The following is a 636-nucleotide window of genomic DNA, read 5'->3' on the forward strand; positions in this document are numbered from 1 at the left end:
GCCGCCGTGTGGGGTCTGCTGCGCAGCGCCCAGTCCGAGCACCCGGACCGCATCCTCCTGGTCGACGTCCACCGTGACCCCGACCTCGACCTGATACCCGAGGCCGACCTGTCCGGCGACGAGCCGGACTGGGGCGCGCTCCTGGAGACCGGCGAGCCGCAGCTCGCCGTGCGGGAGGGCGAGCTGTTCGCACCGCGCCTGGGCGCGGCTCCGGCCGTCGCCGACGACGCGTGGCGGCTGGCCGTCGCCCGCAAGGGCTCCCTGGACGGCGTGCAGGTCGCCCCCGGTGACGCCCGCCGTCCGCTCGCCCCCGGCGAGGTGCGGCTGTCGGTCCGTGCGGCGGGCGTGAACTTCCGCGACGTGCTGATCGCGCTCGGCCTCTACCCGCAGGAGGCGCCCCTGGGCGCCGAGGCGGCCGGCGTGGTGCTGGAGACCGGGGCGGACGTCACGGACCTCGCGCCCGGCGACCGGGTCTTCGGCATCGTGATGGACTCCTTCGGTCCGGTGGCCGTCGCCCACGCGGGGCTCCTCGCCCGGATCCCCGACGCATGGTCGTTCACCGAGGCGGCGTCCGTGCCCGTGGCGTACGCGACCGCCTACTACGGGCTGGTGGACCGGGCCGGGCTGCGCGCCGGC

General features: G+C 76.9%; 1 protein-coding gene. It reads left to right on the top strand.

The genetic code is table 11. The features are described from left to right. A partial coding sequence (locus tag EAO77_RS36330) for an alcohol dehydrogenase catalytic domain-containing protein (RefSeq protein ID WP_147992561.1) occupies window positions 1-636 on the top strand: 636 nt, incomplete at both ends.

Source organism: Streptomyces sp. T39, from assembly GCF_008042045.1.
Classification (GTDB): domain Bacteria; phylum Actinomycetota; class Actinomycetes; order Streptomycetales; family Streptomycetaceae; genus Streptomyces.